Raw genomic sequence first — 20,139 nt, 5'->3', positions numbered from 1 at the left:
CGGTTGACGGCGGGCCGACGCGCGGGTTCGTCCGATACTCACCCGGCATCTCGGATGCCGATTCGATGCTAGGAGTTCACGCATGTGCAGTGCCGTCGTCGATCGTGTCGTCTTGTCCGCCGATCATCTCCACGCTCAGGAACAGGCCCGCCGCCGCCCGGCGACGCTCGTCGGTGACACCCCCGTGCTCTGGATCGGGGAGCCGTTCGCCATGGACGGTCGAGGATTCTGGGCCAAACTCGAGGGTCACAACCCGGGCGGGATGAAGGACCGTCCCGCGCTGCACATGGTCGAACGCGCGGTGGCGCGCGGCGCGCTGCGGCCGGGTGCGCGCATCATCGAATCCACCAGTGGCACGCTGGGTTTGGGGCTGGCGCTGGCCGGTATCGCGCATCGCCACCCGGTCACCCTGGTGACCGACCCCGGCATGGAGCCGATGCTGCGGCGGATGCTGACCGCTTACGGCGCGACCGTCGACCTGGTCACCGAACCCTGCGCGATCGGCGGCTGGCAGCAGGCGCGGCGCGATCGGGTGGCGCAGCTACTTGCCGCCTATCCGGGTTCCTGGTGTCCCGACCAGTACAACAATCCGGACAATGTCGACGGCTACCAGTCGCTGGCGCTGGAACTGCTCGCCCAACTCGGGCACATCGACGTGCTGGTGTGCTCGGTCGGCACCGGCGGGCACTCGGCTGGGGTGGCCCGGGTGCTGCGCCGCTTCCAGCCCGAGCTGCGGCTGGTCGGCGTCGACACGATCGGGTCGACCATCTTCGGGCAACCCGCCGCGGCCCGGCTGATGCGCGGCCTCGGCTCCAGCATCCACCCCGCCAACGTGGATTATCCGGCCTTTGCCGAGGTGCACTGGGTGGCTCCGCACGAAGCAGTCTGGGCGGCACGAACATTGGCGGCCACGCACTATTGCAGCGGCGGGTGGAGCGTCGGCGCGGTGGCGCTGGTCGCGGGGTGGCTGGCGCGCACCCAGCCTGCGGGGACCCGGATCGCCGCGGTGTTCCCCGATGGACCGCACCGCTACACCGACACCGTCTACAACGACGACTACTGCACCGAGCACGGATTCTTCGACCTGCCGGTGCCCGCCGAGCCCGACGTGGTCGGCGACCCGAACGAGCAGGTGGTGCGGTGCTGGACCCGCTGCACCACGGTCGTCGCACCGGCCGCGGCGGTGTCGCGGTGAGCGGGCTGTTGCGGCGCTGGGCCGCGTTCGACCGGCCGAGCCAGGTGCTGATGGTCAACCAGTTCGGCATCAACCTCGGCTTCTACATGCTGATGCCCTACCTCGCAGCACATCTGTCCAGCGGGCTCGGGATGGCCGCCTGGACAGTCGGTCTCGTGCTCGGCGTGCGAAACTTCACCCAGCAGGGCATGTTTCTGGTCGGCGGCACGCTGGCCGACCGATTCGGCTACAAGCCGCTCATCGTCGCCGGATGCGCCTTGCGCACAGCGAGTTTCGCGCTGCTCGCACTGGCCGACACCCTGCCCGCCGTACTGATCGCGGTAGCGGCAACCGGATTCGCGGGCGCACTGTTCAACCCCGCCGTGCGCGCCTACCTGGCCGCCGACGCAGGCGACGAGCGCCGGGTGGCCGCCTTCGCCATGTTCAACATCTTCTATCAGGCAGGCATCCTCGCGGGCCCGCTGGTCGGATTGGCTTTGACGACTTGGGATTTCCGCGCCACCGCCGGGGTGGCCGCCGCTGTGTTCGCCGTACTCACCGTGGTGCAGCTGCGCTGGTTGCCGACCACCCGCGACACCGGCCGCTCCGACGTGCGCGACTCGGTGCTCACCAATTGGCGCATAGTGGTACGCAATCGACCGTTCCTATTGTTCTCGGTCGCCATGGTCGGCTGCTACGTGCTGTCGTTCCAGGTGTATCTCGCTCTGCCGCTGCAGGCCGGAATCGTAGTCGGCCCAGGTAGATCCGACACCGGACTGATCGCGGCGATCTTCGCGGTCAGCAGCATCGTCGCCATCGCCGGGCAACTGCCGATGACCAGGTGGCTCGCCCGCCGCGGCGGCTCCGGCCGCGGCCTGATGCTCGGCATGACCCTCATGTCGGCCGCCTTCCTCCCCCTGCTGCTCGCCCCGACCACCACCATCCCCGGCGGCGTCCCCGCCGCGACCACCGCCCTCCTCACCTGCGCCGCACTCTTGGCCCTAGCCACAGCAGCCGTATTCCCCTGCGAGATGGACACCGTCGTTACCCTCGCCCGCGGCCGCCTCGTCGCCACCCACTACGGCTTCTACAACACCATCGTCGGAGTCGGCATCCTCCTCGGCAACCTCACCACCGGCGCCGTCTTCGACTACCTCACCAACTCCGGCCACCCCACCCTCATCTGGGCCACCCTCACCCTCATCGGCGCCACCTGCGCCACCGCCCTGTGGGCCCTGAATCGGGCCGCTGTCAGCGCCGGAACTCCTCGATCGGGCGGAACTCCGCGTGGCGGTCGCCGACCTCGTGGCGGTACCACGCCTCGCGTCGTCGGCACTGGATCCGGTCGGTGAGGGCGTCTACTCCGGGGAGCGTGCGGCGCAGGGTTTCCCAGGTGAAGATCAACGGAGCTTGGGCGATCGGGTGGAGTATCCAGGGAAAGCGGTGGGGCATCACGTGTTCGGCGTAGGTGGTGGGGGGTAGCCAGACGGCGGTGTAGCCGATTTGGATGCGGTAGTTGATTTCGTCGCGGAGGCGTTTGCGCCAGGGGGTGCCGGGTTTCGGGGCGAAGGCGGGGAGGTAGGACTCCACCAGTTCGGCGCCATCGGTGCCCGCGGTCTTGGCGCGCTTGACCATCGCGGCGAACATCAGCTGGGCGCCCGCGTTGAAATCGGTTGGGTACCAGTCCGGTTGGACGCCGAGGAGGTGGCCTACGTAGCGCCAGAAGTGCATGGTCGCCTCGATCTCACGGATGGTGGTCTGGTAGCCGAGGCTCCAGAGCGCCAGGCCGGGTACCACGCTGCCCGCCATCAGGGTGAGGGTCGCGTCGCCGACGCTGATGGGTACGCCCCAGGCGTCGAGGTCCCATTCGGGGCGCTGCATCAGTTTGCGCCGGATGAACACGTGCATGATCCGTACTCGCATCGCGGTCTGGCGTCCTCGGGCGCCGGGCGCCAGGCCGCCTGCGTCGGAGACATCGATCCAGAATCGGACGGTTTCGAGCTGTCGCTTGTGTGCGCGTTCGCCGGCGTAACCGCCGGTGTAGGACAGCGGTTTGGCGATGGAGCTCTCCGAGTACATTTCCAGGGTGCTGGTGGTGGCGAAGCTGAATACGGATGTGCCCCAACGGCGGAAGACGCGGGCACCGAGGTCGACCAGGTCCTGGTTCAACCAGTCCGGCGCGGTATCGAACTCCTCGAACAGCCGGATCAGCGACGACGGCGCGTCGGGCACCGCGTCGATCCCGTGGGTGAGGGCACGATCGAGCATCGCCCGGCCTGCCTTGGGCCCGAGCTCACCCAGGTACACCTCGTCGACGAAGGCCTCCGCGACAGGGTCGGCCCGATAATAGGCGGCGGCGAAATTCCGGACCAGTTCCTCGTCCGGTTGGGGATCGAATCGTGCGACGCGCCGAATCAACCGGCGCATCCGCTGCACTCGCGGATCGGTGATGCGGGCCCAGTAGCGGAACTCGGCGGGAGCCCGCTCGGCGTCAATCGTCATGAAAAGACTGTAAGTTGAGTAAATGCTCACCTTCTACTCTAGTTTGTGACGGCCCCGAGATGACCCCCAGCGACCGATCTGATCAGCGAAAACGTCCACAGCAAGCACGTTCCCGGGAAACGAGGGAGCATATCGTGGCCAACGCTGCTCAGCTTTTTGCCGAACGCGGTATCGCGGAAACGTCGACCAATCACATCGCCGCCCGAGCGGGTATCAGCATCGGGTCGCTCTACCGGTACTTCGCCGACAAGAACGCCATCATCGACGTGCTCCGCGCCGAGCTGCTCACCGAGCTGGAGGAGCGTTTCGCCGAAACCGTGGTGACCGCAGTGGCCGTCGCGCCGCGCGAGGCGGTGGCCAACAGCCTCACCGCGGTGCTGGACGTGGTATCCGAGCGGGAGGGCCTGGTCCGAGCCCTCGCCGCCGACACCACCGCGCACGGCGTCGGACTGCCCGATCTCGAACGTCGCCTGCTCCTGCTCACCAGGGCTTACCTGCTGCACCAGCTCGGCCCGACACCGCAGCAGGAACTCGAGGTCAGAGCGTTCGTGATGGTGAACGCCGGACTGGCGGCGTGCTTGCGCTTCGCGCTCGGCCCGACTCCGGAGGTGGACCGCGATCTCCTGATCGCCGAAACCGCCGACATGATCGGCGACTGGCTCGACGCCGTCGCGCAACGTGGGCACTGAACCGGAAACCTGCCGTCCAGTCCCCTAGTCAAGATGCGGACTTCTCTTCGGCCCGCAATGTCGTTGCCCCTCAGCGTTGTTCGAGTCCCCGACCAGCGGCGCGCCGATCTCGCGCGGCCAACGAGAACCGATCCCGTCGCGAGCCGAAATGAACAAGCGACCAAATACTTTCGGTTCGCACTCTTGACGCAGCGGGGTCCGTGGCTCCAAATTTATCTTCCGAGACACGAAACGCCGTTTCTCACAGTGAAACACAGGAGTCACGTTGGTTATCATCCAACGTCTGCTGGTCGCCATCGGCTTGATCGCCGCCGCCACCGCATTCACCGTCCCCACCGCGCACGCTCAACCGGCGGCGACCAAGGTGGAAAACACCATCGAAATCCGTTGCGCGTTCACCATCCTGCGTCAGAGCAGCGACTGGTACTTCCCCGCGGGCAACCCCAAGGCGCTGCTCTGGCTGCAACACGGCTTCGCCAGCGCCAATGATTCGGTCGACGAGACCGCGAGAAAGTTCTCCGCGCAAGGCTTTCTGGTCTTCGCGCCGACCCTGCCCACCGCCAATATCTTCGGCTGCACCGTAGAGAACCTGGCCAACAACACCGATTTCCTGCACAACGTGGCCGACCTGTTCGGTAAGTCCGCGGACCCCGGTGACAAACTCGGCCGCAGCTTCGCCGACGCCAAGAAGAAGGCCGGGCGGCCGGACCTGGCACTACCGAACGCCAAGGTTTTCGCCGGGCATTCCGCCGCAGGCGAGGCCGTGCCGTATGTCACCCAGGTATTGCGCGAGGATTACGCAGCCGCTTTCGGCTCGGTCCGCGGGCTCATCCTGTTCGACCCGGTGAAGAGTTTCCTGGGAAACAACCTCAGCAGTTCGCTCAATCATCTGAGCAACACCACGCTGCCGATCCTGGCCGTCTCGGCTCCGCCGTATGGCTGCAATCGCAACGGCAACGGCACCGAGGAGCTGATCGAACAGATCTCCCGGCCTTTCCTCGGTGTCCGGCTCACCAGCGGGTCGCACATCGATGTCGAGGCGTCTAGTGCACCAGCCCCCGACAAGATCAATTGTGGCACCCCGCAGGCGAAGAACGTCTCCGCCCTGCACACCCTCGCCACCGCCTGGGCGGGCGATTTCGTCACCGGCTCGGCAACCGCCGATTACTACCCCGGCGGCACGTACTACGAAGCCCAACGATCCGCCGGCATTATCCAAACCCTGCCATAACCGATGGACTCCGTTGGGGGTCAACGCAAGTCGTTGACCCCCAACGGAGTCGACCCCGCTCACCATAGACGCTCGGAAACTCCTCGCGAATCGGAAGCCCCCGATGTTCTTATCCGTCCGCCGCCTGGCTTTTCTCCTCACCGCCGGACTGATCGGCCTACTGAGCCCCACCCTCGCCCAAGCAACTCCGCCCGACCCGACAATGTTCGGCGACTTGTGCATTCGGGCACAATCACAGACGGCGAATCTGAATGTGGTGGCATACCGACGTGCGGGCGGAGCTCTCGAAAAGGCCGTGTATCCAGACCTCGCCTCTTTCGCCGCCGCCAAACCGCCGGCTCGCCCGCTCACCGTCGCTCGCTACAACAGCTACGAGGACGCGGCGGCGACGCAGCCGAAACAAGTGCGGTGCAAAGGAAAGTCCGCCGACCACCTCACCGCCGTCTACGGTGCCGATATCGCGGGCCCGGAGGGAACCTGCGCCGCGGCGAACCGCCAGCCCCTCGCCGAGACAGCGCGAATGCTCACCCCGGCAGAACGCGACGCTCTGGTCCACCGACCGAACACCATTCAGATCGACCCCGATACTTCGGCAATCAACGGCCCTGACTGGCTGGCCGACTTCCCCGCCGCCACAATGGATTCCGCGGGAAAGCTACATATCGGATCGAAGTCCCTCTACGTGCCGTTCGCTACTCCCGACATTCCGGAGGCCTTCAAGGGGCAGCACTACTGCACCCTCATCGCCCACGCTTACCTGAAGCGACTGATGCTCGGTCTGGCTCAACCGTGATCGCGCCGAACGAATTCGCCTCGCCTGGCGGCACATCGGCGTGCCCCAGCTAGTGCGAACCATTCGGCCGGCGACCGTGCGCGGCACCCATCCGGGCAACCAGCGCCGACCGCAGATACCACACCCCGCTGGCTCGGGCCGGGTCGAAACCGGTGAGCTCGCCGATCCGGCGCAGGCGGTAGTCGACGGTGTTCGGGTGGATGCCGAGGCGTTCGGCCGATCGCACCCTGCTCAAATCGGTCTCGATGTAGATCTGCAGGGTCTCGCGCAGTTCCGGGTGATCATCCAACGGTGCGAGGTGGTCACCGAGCAGGTCGCGGGCGACACCGGGGCGGCTGAGTTGGTGCTGCAGCGCCAATTCGGCGAAGCGGTGCACACCGGGCTCGAGTCCCATTCGTTGCGCCGTATCGAGGAGTTCGTGCGCCTGACGGGCCGCGGTGGACACCTCGTCGGGCCGGGCGGTCACCACGGTGGCGGTGATCGGCACGCACGCCGCCTCGGCCAATGCCTGCACCAGTCCGTCGAGTTCGGCGTCGGTCCGCGCGGTACTCGGCACGAGCACCGTTCCCCCGTCGACGGACAGCAGCGACAGTGCCTCGCCGCCGAGCAGTGTCGCGAGCGCCGATTGCAGGCGGCGCAGTTTACGACGGGCGACCACCTGGCGGTCGAGGCCGGGACGGCTTTCGTCGGGGTGCGCGGGCAGCGCGATGGCGAGCACGAAATATTCGGCGGCGAAACGCATCTCCGGCGGCATCGGCTGGCCGCCGAGCAGCACCGACGTCAAATTGTGCGTGGCCGTGTGATGTTCGGCCGCGTCGGCTTTGTGTTCGCGCACATAGGCTTTGCACACCGTGGCCGTCACCAGCTTGGACAGCTCGACCACCCGGCTCATACCGGTGACAACGCCGAGCGGGTCGGCCGGGCCGGAACGCGCGATCAGGTCGAGGCCCATCTTGCAGCCAACATTGACCGCGTGCAGCACCGTGTCGACGGGAACACCCGCGCGGGCACAGCCCGCCGCCGCGGCTTCGAGCGCGTCGGTGCCGGTGCGCACCGGGTGCCCGTTCAACCGGTGGATCAGCCAGCCGAGGCAGATCCGGACCACGACCTTGACCTCGCCGTGCAGCGCGGCCGTGGGCAACGGCCCGGCCGCCGCGACGTGGTCGAGCACCGCGCGGGTCAGTTCGTCGAGATCGCGCGCCGTCGCGGAGATCTGTCGCTCGAGCACACCGAGCTCGGGTCGGTCGAGACTTTCGATCGTCACCGGTGGCCTCCTTGTCTGCCGTGAACCGCAGCGACTACGACGACGGCAAGCAACTGAACCTCTGCCACACCGAGAACTTCGCTGTTATCGGACTCCTGCTGTGTGGAAGCAACGGTAAACCGAGCGCCAGCTCACCTTCTACTCCTCTTTCAGCGCTCGTCACCGACGGCATTTCGACCCGCTCACCAGGCGAGATACCGGATCAGCAGCAGGCCCCGGTACCGACGACCTCGGCAGTAGATAGCGAGGTGCTCACTTTTTCCCGCGCACCGCTCTGGTCTCCACGTCGACCCACGCCGCGATCATCCGCGCCGTCATCTGCAGCGCCTCCGCCCGCGCCGCGCTGTCTACCTCCAGCGCCGTCGCCCGCAGCACCGCGGCGAAGCCGGTGTTGATGATGACGAAGGTCATCACGTCGTACTCGTGATCGTCGCCGGGACCCAGCATCTGGATCACCATCACCTTCACCAGCAACCGCAGCCGTGGCTCGAATTCGGGGATCCCGCTGCTGTAGAACTGCACGCCCGCGACCAGCGCCCGCACCAGCTGGGCGTTCTCCACCAGCTCGTCGGCGATGACCTCCAGGATCCCGGTGATCACCTCGACGCTCGGCTTCTCGCCGAGGCCGAATACCCGCTGGGAGAACCGCTGTTCGATGTTCTCCAACAGGCGCCGCAGCAGTTCTTCGACCATCACCGAGCGGTCGGCGAAGTACCGGTAGACCGTGCCGATGCTCACCCCGGCCGCTGCCGCGATCCGGTTGGTCGAGGTGTTGGCGATACCGCGCTCGCCGAACAGCTGCGCGGCGGTGTCCAGAATGTGCTCGCGGGTCGCCTTGGCCCGTTCCTGCGTGGGACGGCGGCGCTGACCCACAGCTTTCGGCGGCATCGCGTACTCCTTCGAAATGAGCTTTGCTCAGTTTAGTCGGGCCTCGGATGTGCGAGAGTGATGCCACCGCGACGAGCGGCAGGTGGGCCGATGGAGGTACGACAGTGGGCGATCGGGTGCCGAAGGGTCGGCTCGCGCGCGGGAGCAAGCTCGGCCGATTGGCGGCGGGCCAGGCGCTGCGCGGGATGGGCACGCGGTTGTCGATGATCGGGCGCACCGAACAGGCCCGGCAGGTGCTGGCCGAACGGTCGACTCTGCAGGCGGCGCAGCAACTCGTCACCGTGCTCGGCGGGCTGAAGGGCGCGGCGATGAAGCTGGGCCAGATGCTGTCGGTGCTCGACGTGGACCTGCTGCCGGAGGCGCACCGGGAAATGTTCCGGGTCAAGCTCGCCGAGCTGCGCGATCAGGCACCGACCGTGGCGTTCCCGGCCATGCGCGCGGTGATCGAGGACGATCTCGGGCCGATGGCACGGGTGTTCGCCGACTTCGACGAGATCCCGATCGCCGCGGCGTCGATCGGTCAGGTGTATCGGGCCCGGCTGCACGACGGGCGTGCGGTCGCGGTCAAGGTCAAATATCCGGGCGTGGACGACGCCGTCGAGGCGGACATGCGCAATCTGGCAATGTTCAGCAGGCTGTGGAAGTCCATGCTGCCCAGCGCCGCCGACACCGACGTGCTCGACGAGATCGCGCGCAACATCGGCGGCGAGCTCGACTATGTGCGCGAGGCGCGCACACAGCACCGGGTCGCCGGGCGCTATCGCGGCCACCCGTTCGTCACGGTCCCGGACAGCATCGAAGAATATTGTGGGCCACACGTTTTGGTGACCGAATTTCTCGAAGGCGAACCGTACCAACAGATCAGGGCGTTGCCGAGCACGGAGCGCAATCGGATCGGCGAGCTGATCTATCGCTTCTACATCAGTTCGCTCTTCGCGGACTTCGAGTTCTGCGGTGACCCGCATCCCGGCAATGTCATGCTCGCGGCCGACGGCAAACTCGGGTTCGTGGATTTCGGGCTCTACCACAGCATGGACCCGGTGCACGTCGAGCTGGAGCGGGCGTGCCTGCGGGCCGCGGGCGAGTACCGCGGCGACGATCTGTACGACATGTGGGTCCGGCGCGGCATCATCGACCCCGGCTCCGGTGTCACCGCCGAGGAATGTCTGGACTACGTGTGGGCGGCCGCAGGCTGGCATCTGGTCGACGAGGAGATCACCATCACCCCCGAACTCGCCACCGGCGCTGTGATTCTCGCGGTCGACCCGAGGGCCGCGGAGTTCCGTGGCATGCGACAGCAGCGACTACCGCCCGAGCACGTGTTCTCCCGCCGGTCCGACCTGTTCACCTTCGCCGCGCTCGGCCAGTTGGAGATCACCAACAACTGGCACCGGATCGCCAGGGAATGGCTCTACGACGAACCGCCGGTCACCGAGATCGGGCGGGAGACGGCGCGCTGGCGTACCGGCGCACGACCGTAACCCGCTGCGCGGGAACCGGTTTCAGTCACGGCTGCCGCCACCGATCGGCTAAGCGGGCGGGATGAGATGGATCAAGAACTCCTGGTCTCGGGCTCCGGAACATCTGCCCTGCACGATCTCCGCTCCGTCGGCGGTGTCCTGGTCGCGTAGCGCCAGACAGTGATTGGTGGCGGTGGTGCGGATGCGGAAGCGCGCCGCGGTCGATGGCCCGGTCGCCTCTATTCGGAACTGCTGGGCGGGGTTGTCGTCGGCACAGTCGTCCCGAGGTTCCAGCAGATCGTCACCAGGCCCCTCGACCAGCACGGTGAGGCAGCCGATGCCGTATCGCGAGTGGTGCCACTGGATTTGCACCACGCCCTCATCGATCGGGTCGAGGTAGATACGCGGCGACGACTGTGTGCACGGACGCTGGGCCGCGATGGCGGTGGGGTAGCGCTGGGTACGGTCACGCCCCTCGGCCAGGCACAGTTCCGGCGTACGGGCCGGTTGGATGCGTACCCAACTCCCCACATCGGCGAGCGCCAAACCCGCCACCGGCTGACTCGCCGTCGGCACCGTGTCGTCACGCGTGTGCAGCACGAGGTCCTGCACACTCAGGGTGACCGCAACGCCGAGCACCGCGGCCACCACGAGGTTGACGAACTGCAACCAACGCGAAAGACGGTGTCGCTGCGGGTCTTCCGACGTTTCGGCGACCCCGTCCCGCTCGTCGCCGGGAATGCTCTCGGCGGCGACTCTGACCTGCTGCGACTCATCCCGTACCGCGATCCGCCTGCGGGCGTCGAGCCACTTCTTCACCTGGTCGTCGTCCAGTCCGCACGCGTGGGTGAACGCGATGACGAACCTTTCCCTCGGCAAGGTGTCGCGCCCCAGCGTGGTCGCGATGGTGCTGGACGGAAGCACATCCCCGCACGCCGCCGCCTTGCCCTCCAATTGCCGGTAAGCCAACCCGGACCATGCCTTCAGTAGCCGCAGTGCGGTGATGAACTCCGTGGGAGAACCGACCCCCTCCGGCTCGGGTAGGCAGGTCGACGATAGGGCGGGTTCCCCCTCCTCACGCTCCATAGCTTCCAGCATGGCAGAAGTTTTTCGGATCGGTATACCCAACTTCGACCGTCTCTAACGCCCCGAACCAATTGGAGTGCAACAGATTGCGTAGAAGTGCCTAGTAGCAGGTACTTGCTGTTGCTTAAATTCACTGCACCACTTGCGTTTCCAAGACCCCCCATCCGGGGCTACTCACATAGCGTTGTCCGACACCGTATTTCACACATACTGTGCGAGTACGAGCGACCGGCGCCGGGCCGAACGTTCGTTCACGTCCGAGTTCGGACAAGGGCGCGCGGCGCCGCAACCGCGGCGGCCGCAACCGCGCGTCGGTGCTGGTAGCCGGGGCAAGTCGAGGCAGCCGATGGGCGTTCGAGCACGTTCACGAACATGCCCGATGTGTCCCGAACACGGCCTGAACAGCGCGAACGCTTGTCGGGCCGCAGCACCCGCCGCAAGACTGAAACGACCAAACACCGCTGCCATCCGCCCCGCCGGAGCTCGGATGCCGGAGGGATCTCCGCGAGCAACAGCCCATCCCACTCGAGCAGAAGACGTGCCGTCGTTACGGCACTTACGGGCTATTCGGCGATACCGCTCACTGCCCCAGGGGAATTCACCTAAAGGAGGGTCCTGAATGAATGCCCGAAAAAATATTCCTCATGAATGGCAAGTCGTTGTCGTCGGGGCAGGTAATGCGGGCCTCTGCGCGGGAACAGCGGCGTTACAGGCCGGCGTGAAATCTGTCGCCGTCCTCGAGTCGGCGCCGAAAGAACTGCGCGGCGGAAACAGCGCCTTGACGAAGAGCGTGCGTTTTCCCTGGCACGACCGGTCCTACATCGCCGCCCTGCTCGGCGAGCCGGACGACCACCGCGTGGCCGATCTGCTGGCCGGACGGCGCGAATACACCGAGGACGACTATCTGGACGACTGGCTCCGCGTCTCCGGCAGCCAGGTCGACGCCGCGCTCATCGAGTCCATTATTCACCGCGCCAATGACGCGATTACCTGGATGCACAGCCTCGGCCAGCGGTGGGTACCGAGGAAGAATCCACTCCCCGGCGACGTACCCGTGGTTTTCGACGGCGGCGGACAAGGCTTGCAAGAACGCAACTTCGGCCAGTACGAACGCCTCGGCGGCGTCGTCTACTACGACAGCCCGGTCACCGGCATCGAGCCGTCCGGTGGAAAGTACCGGCTGCACGGTTCCGGCCCGGCGTTTCCCGTCGTCTGCGACGCGCTGATCCTCGCCTCCGGCGGATTCGAGGGCAATGCGCAGATGCGCGGACTCCACCTGGGCGAGCCATGGCGAGAGGTGAAACTGCGCGGCGTGCCGTTCAACGACGGACTTCCGCTCGCGGCCGCCATCGCGGTCGGCGCGGACACGGCGGGCAACTGGCGGAAATGCCACACGACACCGCAAGGTATCGGGCTGCCGAGCTACCTGTTGCCCGGGCAGATGTCGAGGTCACATGAATTGACGCGCTACGCCTTTCCGCACGGCATCGTCGTCAACCGGTCCGGACGCCGATTCTTCGACGAGTGCGCCGAATACAGCAATCTGGCCTACGTCACGCTCGGGCAGAAGATCATGGACCAGCCGGGCAAGATCGCCTACCAAATCTTCGACAGCAAGGTCATCAATGCCGGGCTGTTGCCGGACAGCTATTTCAGCGATCCCGCGTCCATCATCACCCCGACGCTCGAGGACGGCGCTCGGCAGCTCGGCATCGACGCAGGCCACCTACGCGACGAGGTGCAGCGGCTCAACGGTGACACGCAGGCGGTCACCCATCTCGACGCGCCGCCGTTCCTTTTCGTTCCGGTGGTCTCCGGGTTGACCTTCACCTACGGCGGGCTCTCGGTGACGGAGCACGCCGAGGTGCGCGGCGGCGGCGAGCCGATCGACGGACTGTATGCGGCCGGAGTAATCGTCGGCGGCCTGTACGACCAAGGTTATCCAGCAGGTACCGGCCTGATGGCGGGTGCGGTACTCGGCCGCGCCGCCGGGACGCACGCCGCCGCATACGCGCTCCGCGCCAGGACGGTCTGACATGCGCATCGTTGTCATCGGCGCCGGGATGATCGGCGCACGCCATGCCGCGTACTTCGCGCAGGCGGGCCACCAGATCAGCACCGTGGACCAGAAGGCCGAGGCCGACTTCGACCGGTTAGCGCAGGTACCCGACCCGACGCAGGTGGCGGCCTGGGTGGTCGCCACCCCGACGGCCACCCACCTGCCGGTGCTCGGTGAGGTGCTGAGTTACCAACGGGACGCACGCATCCTGCTCGAGAAGCCGGCGTGCTACCCGACGGAGTTCGCCGATCTGACCAGCCTGGTCCGGCGGCATCCGCGGGCGCGGATCGTCGTCAACGACGTCTACGCCTACAGCGCGGCCGTGCGGCGCTTCACGGAGTCGGTGCGGCAGTTCCGGGCCTCGGATCAGATCAGGAAGATCACGATCGAGTTCACCAAGAACCGGGAGCGCGACGTCGCGAACGGCAGGTTCGTCGATACTCAGTACGGCGAGCCCGGGTACGAGTTCTTCCACATGCTGAGCATTCTCCGTTCGGTCCTGCCCGCCGACCAGTATCAGACCTATCTGCGCACGGTACCGATGTCGGTGACGCCGGAGATGCGGGTCTGCACGTCGATAGCGGGCTCGCCCGAAGTCGAAATCTACGCCTCGTCCAAAGGCGTTATCGGCCACGCGGACCTGGCCGGTTTCGCCTTCTCCGGAGCTGTCGCGAAGAACCACATCCATCGATCACTGATCCCCTACGGTGACGAACTGCGCTACCGCTTCGCGGACGTGGAGTTCGCCTCCGGCAGGCACGTGACTTTGGTATTCGAACCGCACTACGGCGTGGCGGTCGACTACAAGAACGAACACGCCGTCCATATCCGCGATGCCGCGTCGCAGCATCGTTTCCCGGTCTCCGGAAACCATTTCAAGGAGGCGCTGCTCATCCAGTTGGATCTATTGTGCCGCACCGCGGTATCCACTCCCCCGCTGCGACTGCCGGAGCATCAATTCATGGCAGACCTCGGCGGTCAGTTCAGCAAAGTTTAAGCACGACAATGTATTCGCACGATCGAAAGAGATTTACCATGCAAACCTACGAGGACGTTTCGACACTCCTGCGCGTCGCCCCCGACATGCTGCCCGAGGTCACTGATGTGGAGTCGGCCCGCACCCGCATCGCGACCGAGATCAAGTCCGCGGAATCCGCGTACGACCTGTTCGCGCAGGCTTGCCGATTCGAGCACCCCTTCACCGTGAGCTGGGTGCACCGGCCCGGCGAGCGGTCGGCGTATCTGTCGCTGGAACTGGCCGCGGAGTCGTTGGACGACGATCGGCACCGCGCACTGCTGGCCGGTATCGTGCTGTCGACCTCGATGTCCATCCCCTACGACTACCGAGCGCACGCCGCGCAGGAGCTGGTTCGGCTCGGGCCCGGCGAGTTCGCCGGCGCACTCCAGGAGGTCGTGGACTCCTACGAGCCGCTGCCCGCGCGCAGTCTCGAGGCGAAGATCAACGTGCCGACCGACGGCATCGATCACCTGTTCACCATTCCGGACACCGCCGAGGCGCGCATCGATCTGCTGATCACCGCGAGCACCTTGAAGACACTGGAGAGCCGATACCTGCTCGCCGGGCGAGTCCTCGGGCACACCAAGGTGCCTGCCGCGACGTCGGACGCGGAGCGGTTGATCGTCGAGGACGCCGGCACGACCATGGTCGCCCCTTCGGACTATCTGGTGCCATGGGACCAGGAGTTTCCCGGCCCGGACGGCGCCGGGATCACGCTCGCGGAGTTGATGCGCATCGTCCTGCTGTGCCCGGAGTTCAAACTGCCCGACGCCAAGGTGCGACCGATCCTGGTGGACTTCTACAAGTCCATCCTGCGGATCAGCGGCCGCTCGATCATCGGACTCTCGGCCGGTGTCTTCCACGTCGAGCACGGCACCCTCGCCACCCCGTCCTACTACTACCAGGGTCGCGATTCCATTCTGGGCAAGGGTTTGGTGATCGACTGCGTCGGCGGCGCCATCCTGCAGAACGGCTCGTTCCTCGGCGGCGGTTTCATGCCCATCCTGATCCACACGCACAAGCACATTCGTAAGAGCGGTGGCTCCGGCGCCTCGGAACGCAAGACGATCCAGCCGTGCATCTTCGCCGCCGAGGCCGGTGCCCGATTCCCGATGGACGCGGTCGGCTTGTTCGAGACCGTCGACTATCTCGGAAAAGAGGCTCCGTTCAAGGGCATTCGAGCGATTCCGCTCTGACCCCGCCCATCGGTATCAAGGAGATGAATGCTGTGTTCAATACTACTGTCGCCGTGGTCGGCGCCGGCTATGTCGGACTGACGACGGCGGTGTGCCTTGCTTCGCTCGGCCACCGAGTGATCTGCGCGGACGTCGATCCGGCGAAGGTGAAGACCTTGTCCGGCGGTGAATCCACCATCGCGGAGCCGGGCATGTGTGAGCTCGTCGTGGACGGATTGGCTTCCGGGCGACTGAATTTCGTGCTCGGCGCGAGCGCGGCGGTCGCCGAGGCCGAGTTCGTCATCCTCTGTGTCCCGACGCCGATGGGCCGCGACGGAGCGGCGAATCTGAGCATGCTGGAGTCCGTCGTCGCGGAGTTGCGGCCCCAGCTGCTACCCGGATGTGTCGTGGTGAACAAGTCGACCGTGCCGGTGGGTACGGCGGTGCGCATCACCGAGCTGATCGGCCGCGACGACGTCACGGTCGTGTCCAACCCGGAGTTCCTGCGGGAAGGATCCGCGATCTACGACTTCCTGAATCCCGATCGGATCGTGGTCGGCTCGGACGACCCGGACTCCGCCGAACGTGTTGCCGCACTGTACCGGCGGCTCGACGCGCCTGTGCTGTGCACCGGTGCGGCGAGCGCGGAGATGATCAAATACGCGGCCAACTGCTACCTGGCCACTCGCCTGTCCTATGTGAACGCCATCGCCGAGTTGTGTGAGTATCTCGGCGCGGACATCGGCGACGTGACCGCGGGCATGGGGTACGACCAGCGGATCGGTAACCAGTTCCTGCGCCCAGGCCCGGGATGGGGCGGGTCCTGTCTGCCCAAGGACACGGCGGCACTGTTGCGGTCGGCGCAGACTGTCGGCTGCGAGTTCCCGCTGCTGCGCGCCGCCATCGACACCAACGCCAGACAGCACGAGCTGGTGGTGGACAAGGTTCGTACCGCGGTCGGTGGACGATTGGCGGGGGTTCGGATCGGCTTGCTGGGGTTGACCTTCAAGGCCGGCACCGACGACCTGCGGGACTCGCCGGCCTTGACGATCGCGGGGCGGCTGGCCGCCGAGGGCGCGGACTTACGCGCTTACGACCCCAGCGTCCGAAAAGCGGTGCCGGGCACGACAGATGGCCTTCGAGTCATGGACACCGCGTACCACGCGGCACACGGTTCGGCCGCGATCATGGTGCTCACCGAGTGGCCGGAGTTCCGCGACCTGGACTGGAAGCGGATGGCAGGCTTGCTCATCGGCCGCTCGGTGATCGACGCCCGCAATCACCTGGACCCGCTTGTCCTGCACCTCGCGGGACTGTCCTGCGACCGTGTCGGTGGCGGAAGTCCGAAGCTGACCGATCTGGATCTCGCGGGCTGACGCGAAAGGCCCGGAGCCATCCAGGTTCCGGGCCTTTCCGCTGCGCCGATCCGGCAGCGTCAGCCGGTCTCGGCGAGGAAAGAGGCAGTGTCAGCGGCTATCTCGGCGGGATACTCACCGTTGATCGCGTGTGAGGCGTCCGGGTAGACCCGCACGGTGGCGTCGGCGAGCACGGACTCGGCCCGTCGAGCCGCCGCCGCGCTGTCGTGCATCACCGACCGGCCGGCCAGGAAGACCAGGACGGGCATCTTCAAGCTCTTCAGCTGGCTGTCGGAGAACTCCGTCGGCGCGGGCAGGTGCAGCGCGTAGGTCTGCATGCCTGCTTCGATCATGTCGGCGACGGGGACGTCCTCGACCGGGGCGCCGCCCGCGGTCCAGCTGTTGAAGTCGTCGCGCCAGCTCTTCGGGAACCAGCGGACGGTCGCCGGTATCGACCGGATGATCGCGCGAAACGGCATGCCCGCGAACGTCATTGCCGGATCGAGCAGGATGACGCCCGCGATCTTGTCCGGCTGCCGGACCGCGAGATTGGTGGCCGTCCAGCCGCCGATGGAGACGCCGAGCAGGTACAGCCGCTGCTCGGGCAACTGCTGGAGGGCCTGATGCAACCAGCGCGCCTGGTCGTCATCGTGCTCGATGGGGCGCGTCTGGATACTTGCACCTGGTTCACCGAGCAGGTCGATGGCGTAGACCGTGCGCAGCTTGGTCAGCGTGGGCAGGTTGTCCGCCCACATCGGTGTGGCGGCGGCGCGTCCGGGCAGCAGAACCAGTGGGGGTGCGGTGGGATCGGCGCCGTCGAAGCGATACACCCGGACCACGCCGTAGTCGGTCCGCAGATCCAGTGTGGCGCTCGGTGCGGGCAGGTCGCGCATCGCCCGTGTGTAGGTGTCGAAGAATCGGTCATGGCCCGCCGCGGAGGTGAAGTGGCCGACCGGAGAGGTGTCGCGGATCGCGAGCCAGGCCACCAGGCCGAGCGTGACCACTCCGGCGGTGATTGTCAGCAGCCGCCGCCTGCCCCAACGCCGCCGAGTTGCGTTGGGCGCCAATTGCTTTTCGTCGTTCATCGAGCGCCTTCCGATAGGGCCGTGCACAGTTCGGGGATTGCCTCAGCCGTGCCCGAGGCGAATCCAGAAGTCGATGTGGTGTCCGGCGTCGAAGTCGGTGGGTCCGATCCCGCCCGGCCCGGGGGCCAGCGACTGGACGAACGGCCGCTCCCCCGCGACCGGAGCCCACGCGGGCCGGTCCGGCACAGCAGGCTCACTCTTGTGCGCGAACGCCGACCAGTAGTCGATCATCGCATCGGCGAGCCCGCGTTGCGCGCCATCGAGTCCGCGCGCCAGGCCGGGCAGCTCGAACAGGTAAGCCAATTCGGACCCGTGGTACGCGCCGTACGGAAACGGCGCGGCGGGTAGGTCCGCGAACGGCGGCGGCGCCGGATCGGCGAACTCGTAGGCGAACACGGCGACCGACCCGGCCAGGGCGTCGCGGGCGTTTCTGGTGGTGTACGCCCACGTGCGATCGGTGTTGAGCTGGGCCAGCGTATTCGCGTTGTCACCGGCCTGCGCGGGATAGGCGGCGGCCACGGCGTCGGCGCGGGTGCCGAAGTCGGCGTCGAGTACTCGCCGGTATTCGGCCGCCGTCAATGGTGACGGCACCGTGCCGACGATCGACACGCGTGCCTCGTCGCGATTGTTGCCCAGGATGATCGGCACACGCGCGAATCGGCCCTCGCGCAACGCGATTGCCGGGTGATCGGGTAGTAGTGCGTTGCCGTAGCTGGGGCCGAACTGGGCCGGGCCGGCCAGCAATCGGTCGGTCGGGGCTCGACGGAGGCACGTGAGGTCGACGCCGTCCGGCGGGCAGCCGAGGCTCTCCGACAGTGCGCGCCCCTGCCGTTCGGCGTATGCTGGAGGATCGAACGCGGTGCTGCCGGTTCCGTCGGCGGCGTAGGGCGGCCACTCCGACATGCATGTCCCGCTCTGCATGATGACCTTGTGGAACAAACCGGTCGCAGCGGGTGACGTGAGCTGCGCGCAGGTGCTCATCGCGCCGGCCGACTCGCCGAACAGGGTGATATTGCCGGGATCGCCGCCGAACGCCGCCGCATTGGCCGTTGCCCAGCGCAGTGCCAGTTGCTGGTCCTGGAGACCGAACGTGCCGCCGTCGGCCATGCCGGGTAGGCGCAGGAAACCGAAGACGCCGAGGCGATAGTTGGCGGTCACCACGATCACGTCACCCTGGCTCGCCAGCCGGGCGGCACCGTACTCGGCCGCATTGCCCTGATAGAAACCGCCGCCGTGCAGCCAGACCATGACCGGTCGCGGACGGGTGGCTTTCGCCGCCGGTGTGGTGACATTGAGGTAGAGGCAGTCCTCGGATTGCGGTCCCTCGGACGGGTCGGCCGGATTCTGCATACACAACGAGCCCGGTGTGGTCGCGTCCCGCTCGCCCGACCAGGCCGGTGCGGATCGCGGCGGCTGCCAACGCAGTTCGCCGACGGGTGGCTGCGCGAACGGAATCCCCTGGAAGAGGCGGTGATCCGGGTGCACCGCACCGCGCACTGCGCCACTGGTCGTGTGCACCACCGCCGGGTCGGCTCGGTCCTGCGCACAGGCGGTGAGCAGGACTGCGATCAGGAGCGCGGCGAGCGCACAGCTTCCGGCGGCCAGTCGTGACTTCATCGGAGGGCCTTTCCTGGTTTCCGGCCGACGGTCGGGCGCCTGTCCACTACAGGCAGACTCCAAAATAGGACACTACTGTCTCATTAACAACCGCGTTCGTCCCATTGATTCCTTGGGGGTGCTACTGTTCGGCCATGGTCAGCCGCGGGCACTCCGACGCGACGCACGCTCCGTCGAGCGGCCCCCGCAGCCGCACCAGAATCGCCATCATGACCGCCGCGCTCGCGGCCTGGACGCGCGACTTCTCCGCCTCGCTCACCGACATCGCCGACCGCGCCGAGGTCAGCCGCAGCACTCTGCACCGGTACTTCCCGGAACGGCAAGATCTCGTCGATGCCGTCCTCATCGACTCGTTGCAGGTGGTCGACGCCGTGGCGACCGCGGCGAACGACGGCACCCGCTCCCCGCTCGATCATCTGATCTACCTGCTGCGGTCCCTCGTCGAAGTCAGCGACCGCGTGGTCTTCCTCTTCGCCGACCCACGCCGCTTCGCGGGCAACCCGCACTGGGGCGATGCGAGCGATGCGAGTGTCCGAACCCTGATCGCCGCCGCGCAGGCCGAGGGCACGCTCGACCCCCGGTTACCGACGGACTGGATCGACGGGGTCTACAACGCGCACATCTTCATGGCCGCCGAAGCCGCCCAACGGGGTACCGCGCCGTCACACGCGGTCGCGGACAATGCGATTCGCACGTTCCTCGGCGGTGTCGGGGTTCCTCCGTCGACCGAGCCGTAAACCTCG

17 protein-coding genes are annotated in these 20,139 nt (G+C 66.7%); 11 read left to right on the top strand and 6 right to left on the bottom strand.

Features of this window, described 5'->3' with window-relative positions; genetic code table 11:
* Positions 1-82: 82 nt before the first annotated feature.
* Both ACIHA7_RS08010 and ACIHA7_RS08005 read left to right on the top strand, forming a co-directional pair.
* The gene (locus ACIHA7_RS08010) at positions 83-1,195 is read left to right on the top strand and encodes a PLP-dependent cysteine synthase family protein (protein ID WP_397286895.1); all 1,113 of its coding nucleotides are present in this window, start codon (positions 83-85) and stop codon (positions 1,193-1,195) included.
* On the top strand, positions 1,192-2,526 hold the full coding sequence (locus ACIHA7_RS08005; protein ID WP_397288681.1) for an MFS transporter: 1,335 nt from the start codon (positions 1,192-1,194) through the stop codon (positions 2,524-2,526). The genes ACIHA7_RS08010 and ACIHA7_RS08005 overlap by 4 nt, the downstream gene beginning before the upstream one ends.
* Here the strand turns inward: ACIHA7_RS08005 and ACIHA7_RS08000 are convergent.
* Entirely contained in the window at positions 2,426-3,676 is a 1,251-nt protein-coding gene (locus ACIHA7_RS08000) for an oxygenase MpaB family protein (protein ID WP_397286893.1), read from the bottom strand. The two genes, ACIHA7_RS08005 and ACIHA7_RS08000, sit on opposite strands and share 101 nt — an antisense overlap.
* Before the next feature lie 134 nt (positions 3,677-3,810).
* Between ACIHA7_RS08000 and ACIHA7_RS07995 the strand changes: the two genes are divergently transcribed.
* The 3 genes from ACIHA7_RS07995 to ACIHA7_RS07985 all read left to right on the top strand — a co-directional run bounded on the left by ACIHA7_RS07995 (position 3,811) and on the right by ACIHA7_RS07985 (position 6,389).
* On the top strand, positions 3,811-4,365 hold the full coding sequence (locus tag ACIHA7_RS07995) for a TetR/AcrR family transcriptional regulator (protein WP_397286891.1): 555 nt from the start codon (positions 3,811-3,813) through the stop codon (positions 4,363-4,365).
* Positions 4,366-4,630: 265 nt separating this feature from the next.
* A complete protein-coding gene (locus tag ACIHA7_RS07990; protein WP_397286889.1) occupies positions 4,631-5,596 on the top strand; it encodes a hypothetical protein in 966 nt (321 codons plus the stop codon).
* A 103-nt stretch (positions 5,597-5,699) separates the two neighbouring features.
* Positions 5,700-6,389, top strand: a complete 690-nt coding sequence (locus ACIHA7_RS07985; RefSeq protein ID WP_397286887.1) for a hypothetical protein — start codon at positions 5,700-5,702, stop codon at positions 6,387-6,389.
* 49 nt (positions 6,390-6,438) lie between these two features.
* Here the strand turns inward: ACIHA7_RS07985 and ACIHA7_RS07980 are convergent, their stop codons facing one another.
* Positions 6,439-7,653: a PucR family transcriptional regulator gene (locus ACIHA7_RS07980; protein WP_397286885.1), complete on the bottom strand. Its 1,215-nt coding sequence runs from the start codon at positions 7,651-7,653 to the stop codon at positions 6,439-6,441.
* Between the two features lie 252 nt (positions 7,654-7,905).
* Positions 7,906-8,541 carry a TetR/AcrR family transcriptional regulator gene (locus tag ACIHA7_RS07975; protein ID WP_397286883.1) on the bottom strand — a complete coding sequence of 212 codons (636 nt, stop codon included), beginning with the start codon at positions 8,539-8,541 and terminating at the stop codon, positions 7,906-7,908.
* 104 nt (positions 8,542-8,645) lie between these two features.
* Here ACIHA7_RS07975 and ACIHA7_RS07970 point away from each other — a divergent pair, with 104 nt between their 5' ends.
* The gene (locus ACIHA7_RS07970) at positions 8,646-10,022 is read left to right on the top strand and encodes an ABC1 kinase family protein (RefSeq protein WP_397286881.1); all 1,377 of its coding nucleotides are present in this window, start codon (positions 8,646-8,648) and stop codon (positions 10,020-10,022) included.
* Between the two features lie 48 nt (positions 10,023-10,070).
* Here ACIHA7_RS07970 and ACIHA7_RS07965 read toward each other — a convergent pair whose 3' ends face one another.
* Positions 10,071-11,099: an RICIN domain-containing protein gene (locus tag ACIHA7_RS07965; RefSeq protein ID WP_397286879.1), complete on the bottom strand. Its 1,029-nt coding sequence runs from the start codon at positions 11,097-11,099 to the stop codon at positions 10,071-10,073.
* Between the two features lie 607 nt (positions 11,100-11,706).
* On the opposite strand from ACIHA7_RS07965, the gene ACIHA7_RS07960 reads away from it, so the two are divergent.
* The 4 genes from ACIHA7_RS07960 to ACIHA7_RS07945 are packed head-to-tail and all read left to right on the top strand — an operon-like array spanning position 11,707 to position 16,715.
* The gene (locus ACIHA7_RS07960; protein WP_397286877.1) at positions 11,707-13,122 is read left to right on the top strand and encodes an FAD-binding protein; all 1,416 of its coding nucleotides are present in this window, start codon (positions 11,707-11,709) and stop codon (positions 13,120-13,122) included.
* Between the two features lies 1 nt (position 13,123).
* On the top strand, positions 13,124-14,143 hold the full coding sequence (locus tag ACIHA7_RS07955) for a 3-hydroxyacyl-CoA dehydrogenase NAD-binding domain-containing protein (RefSeq protein WP_397286875.1): 1,020 nt from the start codon (positions 13,124-13,126) through the stop codon (positions 14,141-14,143).
* A gap of 38 nt (positions 14,144-14,181) precedes the next feature.
* A complete protein-coding gene (locus ACIHA7_RS07950; RefSeq protein ID WP_397286873.1) occupies positions 14,182-15,360 on the top strand; it encodes a hypothetical protein in 1,179 nt (392 codons plus the stop codon).
* A gap of 23 nt (positions 15,361-15,383) precedes the next feature.
* Positions 15,384-16,715, top strand: coding sequence for a UDP-glucose dehydrogenase family protein (locus ACIHA7_RS07945; RefSeq protein WP_397286871.1), 1,332 nt, complete (start codon positions 15,384-15,386; stop codon positions 16,713-16,715).
* 59 nt (positions 16,716-16,774) lie between these two features.
* Here the strand turns inward: ACIHA7_RS07945 and ACIHA7_RS07940 are convergent, their stop codons facing one another.
* Entirely contained in the window at positions 16,775-17,779 is a 1,005-nt protein-coding gene (locus ACIHA7_RS07940; RefSeq protein WP_397286869.1) for an alpha/beta fold hydrolase, read from the bottom strand.
* Positions 17,780-17,821: 42 nt separating this feature from the next.
* Entirely contained in the window at positions 17,822-19,396 is a 1,575-nt protein-coding gene (locus ACIHA7_RS07935; RefSeq protein ID WP_397286867.1) for a carboxylesterase/lipase family protein, read from the bottom strand.
* Positions 19,397-19,530: 134 nt separating this feature from the next.
* Here ACIHA7_RS07935 and ACIHA7_RS07930 point away from each other — a divergent pair, with 134 nt between their 5' ends.
* The gene (locus ACIHA7_RS07930) at positions 19,531-20,133 is read left to right on the top strand and encodes a TetR/AcrR family transcriptional regulator (protein ID WP_397286865.1); all 603 of its coding nucleotides are present in this window, start codon (positions 19,531-19,533) and stop codon (positions 20,131-20,133) included.
* The last annotated feature ends 6 nt before the right edge of the window (positions 20,134-20,139 follow it).

The sequence above is a fragment of the Nocardia sp. NPDC052316 genome (assembly GCF_044547795.1).
GTDB lineage: Bacteria > Actinomycetota > Actinomycetes > Mycobacteriales > Mycobacteriaceae > Nocardia.
The sequence above is the reverse complement of the archived record's forward strand: the minus strand, read 5'-3'. Positions and strand labels throughout refer to the sequence as shown.

What these genes read in the sequence shown, in the direction of transcription:
- ACIHA7_RS08010 (WP_397286895.1), top strand. Translation starts at nt 83, where the DNA reads ATGTGCAGTGCCGTCGTCGATCGTGTCGTCTTGTCCGCCGATCATCTC.
- ACIHA7_RS08000 (WP_397286893.1), bottom strand. Translation starts at nt 3,676, where the DNA reads ATGACGATTGACGCCGAGCGGGCTCCCGCCGAGTTCCGCTACTGGGCC.
- ACIHA7_RS07985 (WP_397286887.1), top strand. Translation starts at nt 5,700, where the DNA reads ATGTTCTTATCCGTCCGCCGCCTGGCTTTTCTCCTCACCGCCGGACTG.
- ACIHA7_RS07975 (WP_397286883.1), bottom strand. Translation starts at nt 8,541, where the DNA reads ATGCCGCCGAAAGCTGTGGGTCAGCGCCGCCGTCCCACGCAGGAACGG.
- ACIHA7_RS07965 (WP_397286879.1), bottom strand. Translation starts at nt 11,099, where the DNA reads ATGCTGGAAGCTATGGAGCGTGAGGAGGGGGAACCCGCCCTATCGTCG.
- ACIHA7_RS07960 (WP_397286877.1), top strand. Translation starts at nt 11,707, where the DNA reads ATGAATGCCCGAAAAAATATTCCTCATGAATGGCAAGTCGTTGTCGTC.
- ACIHA7_RS07955 (WP_397286875.1), top strand. Translation starts at nt 13,124, where the DNA reads ATGCGCATCGTTGTCATCGGCGCCGGGATGATCGGCGCACGCCATGCC.
- ACIHA7_RS07950 (WP_397286873.1), top strand. Translation starts at nt 14,182, where the DNA reads ATGCAAACCTACGAGGACGTTTCGACACTCCTGCGCGTCGCCCCCGAC.
- ACIHA7_RS07945 (WP_397286871.1), top strand. Translation starts at nt 15,384, where the DNA reads ATGAATGCTGTGTTCAATACTACTGTCGCCGTGGTCGGCGCCGGCTAT.
- ACIHA7_RS07940 (WP_397286869.1), bottom strand. Translation starts at nt 17,779, where the DNA reads ATGAACGACGAAAAGCAATTGGCGCCCAACGCAACTCGGCGGCGTTGG.
- ACIHA7_RS07935 (WP_397286867.1), bottom strand. Translation starts at nt 19,396, where the DNA reads ATGAAGTCACGACTGGCCGCCGGAAGCTGTGCGCTCGCCGCGCTCCTG.
- ACIHA7_RS07930 (WP_397286865.1), top strand. Translation starts at nt 19,531, where the DNA reads ATGGTCAGCCGCGGGCACTCCGACGCGACGCACGCTCCGTCGAGCGGC.